We start from the raw sequence: 14,713 nt of genomic DNA on the forward strand, positions 1-14,713 counted from the left end.
AGCGTTGTGATGTTGTTTTGCTGAAGAGTTCAGTGCCGCCTCAATGGCGTCAGTATCTAGCGACACATGAATTTACGCAATAGCAATCAATGAGATACAAACAATTGTAGACAATCAATATCAAGCATGAGATTACTGTTTTCCCCACCCGCCGCCCACTGCCTTCACCAGATATACCGCCACCTGGGACTGCTGCCCGGCAATTTGTACGGATTGGCGCTGGCTAGCCAACAACCCCTGCTGTGCTGCGATCACATCGAGATGCGTACCGATGCCGCCTTCGTACCGTGCCGTGGCGAGGTCCAACACACGCTGCGAACTGGCGACAGCATTCTGGGCGTTGTTCGCGGCGCGGCTGAGGATGGCGCTGCCGCTCAGGCCGTCTTCGACTTCTTGCATTGCGGTGAGCACGGCCTGCTTGTATGAGGCCACCGTGGCTTGATACCCAGCCTGGGAGTAATCCAGGTTACCCTGGTTGCGACCTGCATCAAAAATGGTCTGGACCGCCGACACCCCGAACGACCACAGCAAGCTCGATGCACTGAACAAACTGCCCAGCGTCGCGCTTTCCAGGCCAATCTTGGGCGACAGCATCACCGAGGGATAGAACGCAGCTTTGGCGACGCCGATCTGGGCATTGGCCGCAGCCATGGCACGTTCGGACGAGGCCACGTCGGGGCGGCGTTGCAGGACGTCAGACGGCAACGCGACGGGAATCTCCGGCTGCTTGGGCGTCAGTACTTTTTCCGGCAGGCTGAAGCTCGGCGCCGGCGTTCCGGTCAGGGTCGCAATGGCATGTTCGAAGCGAGCACGTTGTTGTTGCAGCGCGTCGATTTGGGTAAGCGTGGCATCCAGTTGCGCCTGCTGTTGGGCAACATCGAGGCCTGAAGCGGCACCGAGGTCGTGACGCGCGGAGACGAATTCCAGCGCCTTGCGTTGCAGGTTGATGCTTTCCTTGACTACTGCGACTTCGGCGTCGAGTTCGCGCAAGCTGAAATAATCCGAAGCCAGCTCCGCTGCCAGCAACAGTTTGGCGTTTTCGAGGTCGGCCTGTGCCTGCTCGGTAGAAGCCTGCGCTGCCTTGACGCTGCTGCTCACACGGCCGGCGATATCGGCTTCGTAATTCACCCCGAGGCCCAGCGTGAAATCGTTCTGCGTCATGGAGATGTGCTGCGCGGTCGGGCTTGCGAGAGGACGGTTCTTCGACGTCTTGCTGCGCGCCGCGCCGCCGGTGAGGTCGAGGCTGGGATAGAGTCCGGCGCTGGCGACCGTTGCCGTTGCCTTAGCCTGCTCCAGTTTTGCCGCGGCCAGTTCCAGGTTCGGGCTATGCGCCATGGCTTGCTGTTCCAGCGCATTCAAATCGGCATCGCCGAAGAGTTCCCACCATGGGCCTTTTAGCGCGGCATCGTCGGGCTTGCCCTGATGCCAGGGCGCTTCGGTAGACCAGTGTGCAGGAACGGCAACGTCAGGCTTTAGATATTCCGGCCCCGGGGTGCAGGCCCATAGCTGGGTCACGGCCGCGACAATGATGAGTCGTTTGGGTTCGAAGAAGCGCATCACTTGGCCGCTTTCTCCTTACCGCCCGCCTTTTGACCGGGTGCATCATCCTTAGGCTTATCCGTCGGTTTGTCGGTCGCCACGACTTCCACCCCATCCACCAGCGAATCCGGCGGATTCAGCACGATGCGATCCCCGGCCTGCAAGCCGCTGATGATTTCCAACGTGCTGCCGAAATCCTGGCCGATCTTCACTTCCTGCAGCTTGACCTTGTTATCTTGCCCCACCACCGCGGCACGCGGCCCTTCGGAGCGGAACAGCAACGCATTGACAGGCACCGTTAACGTCTTGGCTGCACCTGCGGGCAAGGCCACTTGCACATAAGCCCCCGGCAGCAGTGCGCCATCGGCATTAGGCAAGTCGACCTCGACCTGCAAGGTCCGTGTTGCGGTATCGATAGCGCCGGCGGTGCGTGCGATCTTGCCGTGCAGCACCTGTCCAGGCACTTCACTTTGGGTGATTTCCACCTGCTGGCCGACCTTCACCTGCCCGGCATAAGCCTGCGGTACATAGATGTAAACCTTGAGCGGGTCGGTTTGCGAAAGTACGAACAACGGCTTGGCGTTGCCCGCGGTGATAAGGTCGCCGACATCGACGTTGCGCTGCGTCACCAAGCCTGAGAACGGGGCGACGATACGCTTGAACGCCGTCAGGTTTTGCAGGCGAGCCACATCGGCATCGGCAGCCGCCAGATTGGCCTGGGATTGGGCGTAGGCGCTCTTGCGCTCATCCAGCTCCTGCTGAGAAACCACGTCGCGCTGGCGCATCTGCTCCCAACGTTCGACCGAGCTCTTGGTGAGTTCGAGGCTGGCGGCGGTCTGGCGGCGTGCGGCGACAGCCTGGGCCAGCTGCTGGTCGACTTCCGGCGTGTCGATCTCGGCCAACACCTCGCCCTTCTTCACACGGCTGCCGATGTCCTTGTTCCAGCGCAGCAGATAACCGTTGCTGCGGGCATAAATGGGCGACTCGATAAAGCCTTGCAGCGTACCAGGCAGCACTGTCTTGCGCCCTTCCTTGCCCGGCTCATTTCTATCCACCCCTGCGCGGATGGTCGTGACATAGAGCTTGCCTTGAGTTTTTGCGGCTTCTTCCAATTGCCGGGACTGTGCATTGCGAATCAGCACGGTGCGCGTGGCCCCGACGGCCAACAGCACCAGCACGACAAGGGCGATCAATCCGGCGCGCCCAACGAGGCGGCGGCGATGCGATTCGGAAACAGAATGGGATTGCAGGTCAGACATATCAGGCTTTTCCTTCTTGAGCCTCGTTGGCCTTGCGGCGTGCGAGGCGGCCGTGCACGGCGGCGAACACCACCGGCACGAAGAACAATGTAGAAACCGTGGCAAACAGCAGGCCGCCAATCGTGGCGCGACCCAGCGGCGCGTTCTGCTCGGCGCCCTCGCCCAGGCCCAGCGCCATGGGGATCATGCCGATGATCATGGCCAGCGCCGTCATCAGCACCGGGCGGATACGGGTGGCCCCGGCTTCCAGCGCGGCTTCGAGGGCGGTCAAACCGTCATGCAGCCGCTGTCGGGCGAACGACACCAGCAGGATGGAGTTGGCCGTCGCCACGCCCATGGTCATGATGGCACCCGTCAACGCAGGCACGCTCAAGGTCGTCCCGGTGACGAACAGCATCCAGGAGATACCGGCCAGGGCCGCAGGCAGTGCAGTGACAATGATGAAGGCGTCGAGCCAGGACTGGAAATTGACCACGATCAGCAGGTAGACCAGCACGATGGCCACGGCGAGCCCGGCACCCAGGCCGATGAACGACGTCTTCATGGTTTCCACCTGGCCGCGCATCACGATATCGGCACCGCGCGGCAAATCGGTCTTGGCATCTTCCACGAGCTTGCGGACTTCGCTGGCCACGCTGCCGAGGTCGCGCCCTTCCACGCTGACATACAAGTCGACCACCGGCGAAATATCGTAGTGCGACACCACGGCCTGCTCTTCTGCAGGCTTCACTTGCACCAGATTGCCCAATAGCTGCGGCTTGACGTCCGGGCTGCCGTGCACCGGCGTTTGCAGCAAGGTATCGATAGAGTCGACCCGGTATTGCGGCGACTGCACGGCAAGGTTGTACACCACGCCGTTCTTGGGATTGAGCCAGAACGACGGCGTAGTCTGGAAACTGCCCGAGAGCGACACCAGCACGTTTTGCGCGACATTGTTGGCATTGAAGCCCAACTGCTGAACGCGAGTGCGGTCCATCACCATCTTGAGCGCAGGCTGGTCCATGCGCTGCTGGATGTGCACATCCACCGTGCCCGGAATCTTGCGGATTTTTTCCAGCATCTCGCTGGCGAGCTTGTGGCTGGCATAGACATTCTTGCCGGAGAACTGCACGTCGATGGCCGCAGGCATGCCGAAATTGAGAATCTGCGTGACGATATCCGCGGGTTGGAAGAAAAACTCGATGCCCGGGAAGCGCTTGGGCAATTCATCGCGCAACTGGTCCACGTAGATTCGCGTTGGCCTGTGGCCTTCCTTCAGCGACACCAGGATTTCGGCATCCATGGTGCCGATGGTCCCGGCGTTGCTGTAGGAAAGGTTGATACCGCTATACGGCAGGCCGATGTTGTCGAGGATGGTTTCCAGCTCGTTCGCAGGCAGGATGCGACGCATCTCGGCTTCTACCAGGTCGGCGGTGCGCGCCGTTTCCTCGATGCGCATGCCGGTTGGAGTGCGCATGTGAAGGCGAATCTTGCCGGCGTCTACGTTGGGGAAGAAATCGCGCCCCAACACGAAATACAGGCCGCACGAGAGCAGGCAGAACGCCAGGAAAGCCGCTCCGAACAGACGCCGGTATTCCAGCACCGAACCCAGCACCACCTTGTAGCCGCCGCGCAAACGTTCGAAAGCGCGGTCGAAGCTGTGGTAGATGTTCTGGAAAAGGTTGCGCTGTTCCGGATTGATGTGCGAGCGGTCCATGAGCATCATCACCAGCGTCGGGACCAGAGTTCGTGACAGCACGTAAGACGCCAGCATGGCGAAGATCACCGCTTCCGCCAGCGGCACAAACAGGTAGCGCGCCACGCCGGTGAGAAAGAACATCGGCACGAACACGATACAGATACACAACGTCGAGACAAACGCAGGCACCGCGATTTCACCCGCGCCATCGTGAATGGCCTGGTGCATCTCGGTGCCCATGTGCAGGTGGCGTTCGATATTTTCAATCGTCACCGTCGCATCGTCCACCAGAATGCCCACCGCGAGTGCGAGACCGCCCAGCGTCATGATATTGATGCTCTCGCCCAGCGCGTGCAGCACCAGCACCGAGGTAAAGATCGACAGCGGAATCGAAATCGCAATAATCGCAGTGCTGCGCCAGTTGCCCAGGAATAGCAGGATCAGCGCGGCAGTGAGGCCCGCAGCGATCAAGGCTTCATGCAGTACGCCGGAAATTGCGGATTTCACGAAGGTCGATTGATCGAACAGCGGCTGCACCTTGAGTTCGGGCGGCAAGCCTTTCAGCACCGTCGGCAGCATGTTCTTGAGCGTATCGACGATATCCAGCGACGAAGCCCCGCTACCGTTCTTGATGATCGAAATCAGCACGCCACGCTGGCCGTCCTGACGGATTACGTTGGTCTGCGGCGTAAAGCCGTCGCGCACGTGGGCGACTTCGCTCAAGTAGGTCGTGCTGCCCGCCACGCTGCGAACCGGCAGCTGATTCAACTCGGCGATAGTCTCCGGCGAGCCGTTGAGGTGCACCGCGTATTCCGATTCGCCCATCTTCACCGTACCAGCTGGCAGGATAAGATTTTGCGCGCTCACTGCATTGACGATATCGCTAGGCGTCATGCCCTTGGCCAGCAGCGCCTGGGTATCAAGGTCTACCGAAATCACCCGCTGCTTTCCGCCGTAGGGGTACGGCACCGCTGCGCCGGGAATGGTGATGAGCTTGGGCCGCAGGAAGTTGATGCCGTTGTCGAACAACTGCTGCTCGGACATCGTATTGCTGGAAAGGCCGAGTTGGATGATGGGGATGCTCGACGCCGTATATTTGATGATGAGTGGCGGCGTAATGCCCGGCGGCATCTGGCGCAATTGGGCCTGCGCGATGGCAACGACTTGCGAAATCGCCGTTTGGATATTCGCCGATGGCTGGAAATAAATCTTGATGACCGAGATGCCCGCCAACGATTGCGACTCGATATGTTCGATGTCGTCCACTGTCGTGGTCAGACTACGCTCGCTGATGGACGTGACACGCTGGCCCATCTCTTCGGCAGACAAGCCGTTGTAGCTCCACACCATGCTGATCACCGGGATATTGATATCGGGCAGGATATCCACCGGAGTTTTCAGCAACGCGAACGGCGTCGCCAACAGGATAAGCAGCGCCATCACGATAAACGTGTACGGACGACGCAACGCAATTTCAACGATCCACATGGGCTAGAGTCTGGAAGCAGTTAACGCAAATCGGCTCCCCGAACCAGGGACGCCGGAAGACCAGGGGAAACCTTCCCTGGCAACGATGTGTAAGGATTTTCGCACAAATCGCTGCATAAGCAGCATTTCAATATGTATCCGAATGTATCGGGGCTGCTAAGAATTGAAAATGCGAGAGGATGGCAGGGTGAGGTGGGGAGGTCTGTGCGGGGGGATATATCAAGCGTGGCGAGCAACCCGAGCTTACGGGCGTAAATGCCATCCTGCACAGCCATCATTCAATCCTCTTCTGCAAACGCCAACAACAACCCCACAAATCCCAATCCCATCGCGCCCAGCGTCACAAACAAGCTCCCTACGCCCGTCGTCAGCAAATCGCCCACTACCAGCAATACCACCGCCGCGGCGAGAATCAGGCGTCCCCAGAATTTTTTGGTGAATTTATTTGCGCTCATGCGTCTAACCAGCGTTGCTTTGAAGAGAGGTTTCATCATGCCGGTGTCGGCTTTCAATTCTCTTACGCCGTCCTATAATGGCCGCCCCGTTTCCCTTCCGATTGCCATGTCCAAAAGTTTTACCGCCCTGTTAATGCTCGCGCCGCTGACGACCTTGGCCGACGACCCTTTACAAGCCTTGATGCACGACGACAACCAATGGGTCGCTCAGCGCAAGGATTATGAAAACCAGGGCTACAGCCGCCTCACCCAGATCAACCGCCGCAATGTGCGCAACCTGCATCTGGCTTGGACGTTCTCCACTGGCGTGGCACGGGGACATGAGGGAGCACCGTTGGTGGTCGGCAACTTGATGTACGTGCATACGGCCTTTCCCAACAACGTGTATGCACTCGATCTCGACCACGACCAGAAAATCGCCTGGGCGTATTTCCCGCGGCAGGAAGACACGGTGCAGGCCGTGTTGTGCTGCGACAGCGTGAGCCGGGGGCTGGCATACGGCGACGGCAAGATTTTCTTGCAGCAGAACAACGGCGTGCTGGTCGCGCTGGATGCCATGACCGGCGCCAAGGTGTGGGATGTGCAGGTTAACGACCCCAAGCTGGGCGGCACCAATACCAACGCGCCGCATGTCTTCAAGGACAAGGTGCTCACCGGCTGCAGCGGCGGCGAATTCGGCATTCGCTGCTTTATCGCGGCCTACAACCTGAAGGACGGCTCGCTGGCCTGGAAAGCCTATAGCACGGGGCCGGATGCGGAGGTGCTGATTGGGCCGGGGTTTAACCGAGGCAACCCGCATTACAGCGCGCTTTCTTCTTATGAAAACGTCAACGGCGGCAACAAGGAAGGCGGCGGATACCAGTCGCTGGATAAAACGCAGCTCAAATTCCCGGAATCCGATCTCGGCATCAAGACCTGGCTCAAGCCCCAAGCCACGCAAGACGGTTGGCAGCATGGCGGCGGGCCGGTATGGGGGTGGTTTTCATACGATCCCAAGCTGAACCTGGTCTACTACGGCACAGGCAACCCGTCGCTGTGGAACCCCGATGTGCGCCCCGGCGACAACAAGTGGGCGATGACGCTGTTCGCCCGCGACCTCGATACCGGCATGGCGCGCTGGGGCTACCAGCTGACGCCGCACGACGAGTGGGATTACGACAGCGTGAATGAAATCATCCTGTGGGACGCCGAAGGCAAGAAGCTCGCCACCCATTTCGACCGCAATGGCTTCGCCTACACCCTGGATCGCCGCGACGGCACGCTGCTGGTGGCGGAGAAAGTACACCCCTTCGTCAATTGGGCAACCCGCGTCGATCTCGCCACTGGCATTCCGCAAAAAGACCCGCGCTACGCCACTCATGAAGACGCCAACGTCAAAGGCATCTGCCCCGCCGCGCTGGGCACCAAGGACGAACAGCCGGCCGCCTATTCGCCGCGCACCAAGTTGTTCTACGTGCCGCTCAACCACTTGTGCATGGATTACGAAGCCATGGAGACCAAATATGTGGCCGGCCAGCCTTGGGTCGGCGCAAGCCTGTTGATGTACCCCGGCCCGGACGGCGTAATGGGCGGATTCATGGCTTGGGATGGCTTGCACGGCAAGACGCGCTGGTACAACAAGGAAAAATTCTCGCCCTGGGGCGGTGCACTGGCAACCGCGTCCGACCTCGTGTTCTACGGCACGCTGGATCGCTGGTTCAAGGCGCTGGATGCGAATACCGGCAAGGAATTGTGGCGCTTCCAGGTCGGCTCCGGCGTCATCGGCAACGCCATGACCTACGGCCACAAGGGCAAGCAGTACATCGGCGTGTTTTCCGGCATCGGCGGCTGGGCCGGCGTGGCGCTCAACCAGGGGCTCACGGAAGATAACGACGGCGCCGGCGCTGCAAAAGCCTATCGCGATCTGGCCCGCTACAACGCTGCGCCCGGCGGCGGTGCGCTCAACGTTTTCAGCCTGTAACGCCATTCCCCTCTTTGTCCTCTACCGCACAGAGCGGCGGTAGAGGCGCGGCCATACTCGCCGTGAGTCAAACGCCTAGCTCACGAGAGATTTATTGCCCAAATGGTTGGCCACGCCACGGAAAAAACCGAATTCGATCGCATTGCAGACGAGTATGCCGAGATGCATGCGCAAAGCATTGCGGCTTCGGGCGAGTCGCCTGAATATTTCGCCCGCTACAAGGTAGTCGACGTTGCAGAGTGGCTCGGCAGCGCACGGAGCGATGTCCGGCGCATCCTGGATTTCGGCTCCGGTACGGGCAATACCCTGCCGCACCTCGCGCAGTGGTTTCCCCAGGCCATGGTCGTCAATGCCGATATCTCCCGGCGCTGCATGGAAGTGAGTCGTTCGCGTTTTCCCGACATCGCCTCCCAGTATTGCGAGATCGGTGCGCAGCAACTGCCTTTCAACGCGGCGAGTTTCGACTTAGTCTTTACCGCTTGTGTCTTTCACCATATTCCCCCAGACCAGCACGGCAACTGGCTAAAAGAACTCAAGCGCGTCACCAAACCCGGCGGCCGATTGTTCCTGTTCGAGCACAACCCGCTCAATCCGCTCACAGTTGCGGCAGTACGTAGCTGCCCTTTCGATGAAAATGCCGTACTGATCGGTGCCGGCGACATGACCCAGCGCATCACCGCAGCCGGTTGGAAAGCCGCAGAGGCGGTCTACCGCATTTTCTTCCCGAAGCCCCTGGCGTTCGCCCGTCCCATGGAACGCTGGATGCGCAAGCTGCCGCTGGGCGCGCAATATTTCGTTTCGGCGGTCAACGCATGAAGGGCAACAACACCCTGGTGCGGTTTCTGCTGGTCGGTGTCAGCAATACGCTGATAGGTATGGGGGTAATTTATCTCTGCTGGCGCGTGCTCGGCTGGCCCGACCTGCCTGCCAACGTCACCGGCTACGCCATCGGCATCGCGTGGAGCTATACCCTCAACCGGCTCTGGACCTTCCAGCATCGCGGTACCGTTTCGCGCAGCCTGCCGCGTTTTCTGCTGGTATGCGCCATGGCCTACGCGGCCAATCTTGCCGTGCTGTTCGCCATGCGCGGCCTGATGGGGCCTGAAAGTTTTCTGCCGCACGTCGTCGGCATGGGGGTCTATACCGTAAGCGGGTATCTGGGGAGCCGCTATTTTGCGTTTCAGCCTGGCCGTCCGCTGAAATCGCCCGCCTATACAGGAGAAGGAATCCCGCCCCCATGAGCGCCTTGCACCTCAACCTGGTCGTCCCCTGCTACAACGAGGAAGAAGTCCTCGGCGAGACCAGCCGCCAACTGCTCGCCCAGATCGACCGCTTGCAGCGCGAAGGCATCGCAGACGAGCGCAGCAGCATCACGTTCATCGACGACGGATCGAAAGACGGCACCTGGCGCATCATCGAAAACCTCCATCGTGGCGATTCGCGCATTCACGGGCTCAAGCTTTCGCGCAATCGAGGCCACCAGAATGCGCTGCTGGCGGGGCTGCTCTCGGCACAGGGCGAGGTGCTGGTGAGCCTGGACGCCGATCTGCAGGACGACATCGAAGCCATCCCCAAGATGATCGCGGCGTACAGAAACGGGGCCGATATCGTCTACGGCGTCCGCGCCCGGCGCGACACCGATACCGCATTCAAGCGCAACACGGCCCGAATGTACTATGCCCTGCTGCGCAAGTTCGGCGTGGATGTGATCCCCGATCACGCCGATTACCGCCTGATGAGCCGTCGGGCGCTGGAGGCGTTGCGGGACTTCCGCGAGGTGAACCTGTTCTTGCGCGGCATCATCCCGCTGCTGGGGTTTCGCACCGAGATCGTCTATTACGACCGGCTCTCGCGCTTTGCCGGCGAGAGCAAATATCCGTTCGTCAAAATGCTGGCGTTGGCGCTGGAAGGCGTGTTTTCGTTCTCCACCGTGCCCTTGCGCTGGATCACCATCATGGGCGCGACCCTGGCCTTCGCGTCATTCTGCTTCGGCTTCTGGGCCTTGATCATCAAGCTGTTCGAACCGCAACTGGCGCTGCCGGGCTGGACTTCCATCGTAGTACCCATGTTCTTTCTCGGCGGCCTGCAGTTGCTCGCGCTCGGCGTCATCGGCGGCTATCTGTCCCGCGTCTACACCGAAACCAAGCAGCGGCCACGCTTCATCATCGAGAAATCCATCTAGCCCATGCAATCTTCGGCGATGCGCTGGCTATGGCGATTGACCGTGCTCTGGGGCACGGCGATTTTCTGGCTGGCCCCGCATCCGCCCATGATCGACCTGCCGCAGCACGCCGGCCAGATCGCTTTGATGCGCGACATGCTGCTGGATCAATCGCCCTGGTCCGACCTGTTCCGCATCAATCTCTTCACTCCTTATTTGCTGGGGTATGGCCTGGCGCTGCCCTTGAGCCTCGTCATGCCGGTCGTCGCCGCGCTCAAGGTGCTGCTAACCCTGGCCTATTTCGCTTTCGTACTGGCTTGCGTACAACTACGCCGCCACTTCGACGCCGATCCGCGGCTCGATTGGCTGGTGCTACCCGGCTTTTTCGGCTTTGCCTATCACTGGGGATTTTTTACCTTCCTGCTGGCCGCGCCCATCGGGCTATGGTTCGTGTTCCTGGCCGAGCATTTTTCCCAGAAACCCACGCCGCGATTGGCAGTAGGCCTCACCGTGCTGGGCTTGCTGCTGCTGGCCTCGCACGGCCTGGTGTTCCTGTTTGCGGTGGCAGTCGGCGGGCTGACGCTATTGCTGCGCTTGCGGGAGATTTCCTCGCGTGCCCTGGCCTTGACGCCCTATGTCGTCCTGGCGCTGGCCTGCATGGCGTATTTCCTCATCAACCGGCAGATCAACGTCGGCATGCAGACCGACCTTTCCGCAGTGACCTCCTGGAACGGCGGCCTGATGCGGATTCCCAAATCCATCATATACACCCTCACCGCCGAATTCTCCGGCAAGGCCGTGGCACTGTGGGGCGCAGCCATGCTGGGCCTGCTCGCTACGCCGTGGCTGCTGGGCCAACGCCCGCAATCTCGCCGACGCCAAGCCGCGTGGATGCCGCTCGCCGTGCTCGTCGGCATCTTCACCCTCGCCCCCAGCAACGCCGCCGGAACGGTGTTTCTCTACCAACGCTTCGCCCTGTTCCTGCTGCCCGCCTACAGTTGGATCTTCGGCGGTGCAGAAAGCGCCAGACGGCACATCTGGGCCATGCCATTCCTAGTCGCCCTATGCTGGGCAGTGCTCGGCGTGCACAGCCTCGACACCTGGCGTTTCGGCCAGGAAAGCGCCGATTTTCAACACGCCATCGACACCCTGCCCCCCGGCCAGCGCGCCCTCATGCTCGTCTTCGACCCCGACAGCCCCGCCGCCGGCACCCGCGTCTACACCCACTACGCCGCCTGGTACCAAGCCGAAAAACAAGGCCTGGTCGACTTCAACTTCGCCTGGTTCCCCCCCCAAATCGTCCGCTACCGCCCCGACCGCCTGCCCGGCATCCAACCCGGATTCGAATGGCACCCCGAACGCTTCGACTGGGTGAAAAACAAAGGCAGCGACTACCGCTACTTCATCGCCCGATCCAAACACCCCCTCCCCGAACGCCTATTCGACGGCGCGGATTGTCCGCCTCAGCTAATGCTGACAAGTGGCGAATGGCAGGTGTTTGAGTATCGAGGGTGTCCGTAAGGTAGTCCGCCACGCTTCGTTATTTCAGATCTGTGCAAATGACCTAGAAATCAAGAGCCTCCCCTTAATCCGATTATCTGCATTCCCATGCGATGTAGACCTCATTCGAAACTGGGGGGACATTTTCATATACAGCCACATGAAAAACTAAAACTCAAGAAGAACTAAAGGTATTACCTTCAGTGATTTTGTCCTTGATTTTGAGGATGCATACGGGCTCTAGCGCATCAAAGAGTGCAAATAGAATAGCTATACTGGTGATTTGGTTTAAAGTACCGTTCAACACTAACCAAGTGATCCTGATTGTACAGTTTTGAGGATGCCAATTAATCTTCAGGCTAGTGGCTAGACAATCAATTAATAACAATTACATTCAATTAATTATAAAAATAATGAATAACATTCGTTGGTTACTTACTATTCCTTCTGCTATTGGAGGCTGGATTGTTGGCATTCTAGTTACCATTGTCATTTATTGGCTCAACGATGGGTTGTGCCCTGCCAATTACCTTTTATCAGATCATTGTGTTTACGCTCCCTGGACCCCTGCTGTACAAAAATCAGGCCTAGCCTTGGGCTCATTGACTTCAGCTTTTCTTGGTGTTTTGTTGCCGACACTTGTTGCCCCAACTTATCGCTTCCGTATCGCAATTGCTGCCTATCTTATGGGACTAGCTTGTGCAGTATTTTATGCTGTTGCTGCCCCATCTTTTTTTGCAATGCCTGCAACATTGGCCGCATGCAGCGGTTGGCTAACACTCCTGCGTATCCGATCGGTTCTAACCAATCATAGAGTCACTCACTAAAGCACGGCTTATGTAATTCATAAGTGCTAAAAATTGATATCGCAATACCTTCACTTCAACCACTACAGCGTCAATAATCCACAATTGATGGCCTACCACCCATTCCCCCTGACGCCCCGCCGAGCAGCACAGCCAAGTCGGGGGCTTTCGGCGAGGACTGTTTGAGGGCGTAGCCCGAGTTCCGCAGCCGCCCGGCTGGGCGAGCAGCGCAGGGAAGCCCGTAGGGTCGGGGCGTGGGGTGTCTTTTTCTTTCACCGATTTCTTTTGGACAAGCAAAAGAAATCGGTTCGCCTGTCGGGCGAGTCCGACGGTTTTAAGGTTTTAAATCGAAAACCCCTGGATTCCGGATCCAGCCTGGAATGACAAAACCACCCCTCACCCCTTCCCTCTCCCGCAAGGGGCGAGGGAGCACACCCCCTAAACATTATGCTCAAGCCAGCCAACATCGCTTCATTAGCCAAAGATGATGCAGCCCTAATAACCAGATAGAATCCTCCTTTTACCCATTTCTAAAGGAGGCGTTATGAAACTGGAAACCATCGCCGTGCACGGCGGTTACTCCCCCGACCCCACTACCAAAGCCGTCGCAGTGCCGATCTACCAGACGACCTCCTACGCCTTCGACGATACCCAGCACGGCGCCGACCTGTTCGACCTGAAAGTCCAGGGCAACATCTACACCCGCATCATGAACCCCACCACTGATGTGCTGGAAAAGCGCGTCGCCGAACTGGAAGGCGGCATCGGCGCGCTGGGGCTGGCTTCGGGCATGGCGGCGATCACCTACGCCATCATGACGGTGGCCGAGGCGGGCGATAACATCGTCTCCGCCGCCACGCTCTACGGCGGCACCTACAACCTGCTCGCCCATACCCTGCCGCAATACGGCATCGAAGTACGCTTCGCCGATCCGCGCGATCCGGCCGCTTTCGACAAGCTCATCGACGGCAAGACCAAGGCGCTGTTCTGCGAATCCGTCGGCAACCCGCTGGGCAACATTACCGACTTTGAAAAAATCGCCGAAATCTCTCACCGCCACGGCGTGCCGCTCATCGTCGACAACACCGTGCCCTCGCCTTACCTGTGCCGGCCTTTCGAGCACGGCGCCGATATCGTGGTGCACTCGCTCACCAAATATCTGGGCGGCCATGGCAACAGCATCGGCGGCGCGATCGTCGATTCCGGAAAGTTTCCCTGGGCCGAGCACAAAGCCCGCTTCCGCCGCCTCAACGAGCCGGACCCGTCTTATCACGGCGTGGTGTATACCGAAGCGCTGGGGCCAGCGGCCTTCATCGGCCGCGCCCGCGTCGTTCCGCTGCGCAACACCGGCGCGGCGCTGTCGCCGTTCAACGCCTTCCTCATCCTCCAAGGCATCGAAACCCTGGCGCTACGCATGGACCGCATCTGCGACAACGCACTCAAGGTGGCGCAGTTCCTCAAGGCTCACCCCAAGGTCAACTGGGTGAATTACGCGGGATTGCCGGATCACGCCGACAAGCCGCTGGTGGACAAATACATGGGCGGCCGCGCTTCCGGCATCCTGACCTTCGGCGTCCACGGCGGCACTGCGGGCGGCGCACGCTTCCAGGATACGCTCAAGCTGTTTACACGGTTGGTGAATATCGGCGACGCCAAATCTCTCGCCTGCCACCCGGCCTCGACCACCCATCGTCAGCTCTCGCCGGAAGAACTCAAGAAAGCGGGCGTTAGCGAGGATATGGTGCGGTTGTCGGTGGGCATCGAGCATATCGATGATTTGCTGGAGGATTTGGGGCAGGCGTTGGAGGCGGCGTAAGGAACGCTATGGTTACGCTGGGAGTTTTATGAGAAAAGCCGGGAAACCGGC

At 59.5% G+C, this 14,713-nt stretch carries 11 protein-coding genes; 7 read left to right on the top strand and 4 right to left on the bottom strand.

The genetic code is table 11. From position 1 onward, the window contains the following. Window positions 1-132: 132 nt before the first annotated feature. From NMK_RS07720 to NMK_RS18440, 4 genes are all read right to left on the bottom strand, one after another. The gene (locus NMK_RS07720) at window positions 133-1,557 is read right to left on the bottom strand and encodes an efflux transporter outer membrane subunit (RefSeq protein WP_109015208.1); all 1,425 of its coding nucleotides are present in this window, start codon (window positions 1,555-1,557) and stop codon (window positions 133-135) included. Next, window positions 1,557-2,798 carry an efflux RND transporter periplasmic adaptor subunit gene (locus NMK_RS07725; protein WP_109015209.1) on the bottom strand — a complete coding sequence of 414 codons (1,242 nt, stop codon included), beginning with the start codon at window positions 2,796-2,798 and terminating at the stop codon, window positions 1,557-1,559. The genes NMK_RS07720 and NMK_RS07725 overlap by 1 nt, the downstream gene beginning before the upstream one ends. Before the next feature lies 1 nt (window position 2,799). Further along, window positions 2,800-5,964, bottom strand: coding sequence for an efflux RND transporter permease subunit (locus NMK_RS07730; RefSeq protein ID WP_109015210.1), 3,165 nt, complete (start codon window positions 5,962-5,964; stop codon window positions 2,800-2,802). A 278-nt stretch (window positions 5,965-6,242) separates the two neighbouring features. Beyond that, complete coding sequence (locus NMK_RS18440) at window positions 6,243-6,419, bottom strand: hypothetical protein (RefSeq protein ID WP_181376199.1); 177 nt, start codon at window positions 6,417-6,419, stop codon at window positions 6,243-6,245. 106 nt (window positions 6,420-6,525) lie between these two features. On the opposite strand from NMK_RS18440, the gene NMK_RS07735 reads away from it, so the two are divergent. The 7 genes from NMK_RS07735 to NMK_RS07760 all read left to right on the top strand — a co-directional run bounded on the left by NMK_RS07735 (window position 6,526) and on the right by NMK_RS07760 (window position 14,662). Next, window positions 6,526-8,379: a methanol/ethanol family PQQ-dependent dehydrogenase gene (locus tag NMK_RS07735; protein ID WP_109015428.1), complete on the top strand. Its 1,854-nt coding sequence runs from the start codon at window positions 6,526-6,528 to the stop codon at window positions 8,377-8,379. 102 nt (window positions 8,380-8,481) lie between these two features. Further along, entirely contained in the window at window positions 8,482-9,195 is a 714-nt protein-coding gene (locus NMK_RS07740) for a class I SAM-dependent methyltransferase (protein WP_109015211.1), read from the top strand. Further along, on the top strand, window positions 9,192-9,620 hold the full coding sequence (locus NMK_RS07745) for a GtrA family protein (RefSeq protein WP_109015212.1): 429 nt from the start codon (window positions 9,192-9,194) through the stop codon (window positions 9,618-9,620). Before NMK_RS07740 ends, NMK_RS07745 begins: the two co-directional genes overlap by 4 nt. Beyond that, window positions 9,617-10,561, top strand: coding sequence for a glycosyltransferase family 2 protein (locus tag NMK_RS07750; protein ID WP_109015213.1), 945 nt, complete (start codon window positions 9,617-9,619; stop codon window positions 10,559-10,561). Before NMK_RS07745 ends, NMK_RS07750 begins: the two co-directional genes overlap by 4 nt. A 3-nt stretch (window positions 10,562-10,564) precedes the next feature. Beyond that, entirely contained in the window at window positions 10,565-12,061 is a 1,497-nt protein-coding gene (locus NMK_RS07755) for a hypothetical protein (RefSeq protein WP_146187139.1), read from the top strand. A 392-nt stretch (window positions 12,062-12,453) separates the two neighbouring features. After that, window positions 12,454-12,867: a hypothetical protein gene (locus tag NMK_RS18255; RefSeq protein WP_146187140.1), complete on the top strand. Its 414-nt coding sequence runs from the start codon at window positions 12,454-12,456 to the stop codon at window positions 12,865-12,867. Window positions 12,868-13,390: 523 nt separating this feature from the next. Then, on the top strand, window positions 13,391-14,662 hold the full coding sequence (locus tag NMK_RS07760; protein WP_109015215.1) for an O-acetylhomoserine aminocarboxypropyltransferase/cysteine synthase family protein: 1,272 nt from the start codon (window positions 13,391-13,393) through the stop codon (window positions 14,660-14,662). The last annotated feature ends 51 nt before the right edge of the window (window positions 14,663-14,713 follow it).

Origin of the sequence: Novimethylophilus kurashikiensis (assembly GCF_003112435.1) — a bacterium.
GTDB classification, from domain to species: domain Bacteria; phylum Pseudomonadota; class Gammaproteobacteria; order Burkholderiales; family Methylophilaceae; genus Novimethylophilus; species Novimethylophilus kurashikiensis.